The sequence below is a fragment of the Corallococcus sp. CA041A genome (genome assembly GCF_003612075.1).
GTDB lineage: Bacteria > Myxococcota > Myxococcia > Myxococcales > Myxococcaceae > Corallococcus > Corallococcus exiguus.
The window spans coordinates 1-438 of sequence record NZ_RAWF01000667.1 but is presented as its reverse complement, the minus strand read 5'-3'; the positions used below and the strand labels follow the sequence as shown (position 1 = coordinate 438).

At 68.7% G+C, this 438-nt stretch carries 1 protein-coding gene; it reads left to right on the top strand.

What is annotated here, in order from left to right; translation table 11 throughout:
- Positions 1–14 precede the first annotated feature (14 nt).
- Positions 15–438 (top strand): glycosyltransferase (locus D7V77_RS42660; RefSeq protein WP_233597586.1); only part of this gene is annotated, 424 nt, incomplete at its 3' end.

Here is a 438-nt window from a genome sequence, read left to right as displayed (position 1 = left end):
ACGTGGTGCTGGGCATGGGCGGCTATATCACCTTCCCGGGCGGCATGATGAGCGTGCTGCTGGGTCGCCCGCTGGTGCTGCACGAACAGAATTCGATTGCAGGGCTCGCCAACCGCGTGCTCGCGCGCGTGGCCGATCGCGTGCTGTGCGCATTTCCGAATGCGCTGGCCGGTGCTGAGTGGGTGGGCAATCCGATCCGCGCCGACCTCGCCACGCTGGCTTCGCCGCAAACGCGCTACGCCGAGCGAACCGGCCCGCTGCGCGTGCTTGTCGTGGGCGGCAGCCTGGGCGCAGCAGCGCTCAACGACGTGGTGCCCAAGGCGCTGGCGTTGCTGCCGGCCGATACGCGTCCCATCGTCATCCATCAGGCGGGCGCCAAGCAGATCGACACGCTGCGCGCCAACTATGCCGCTGCCGGTATCGACGATGCCCACGCAC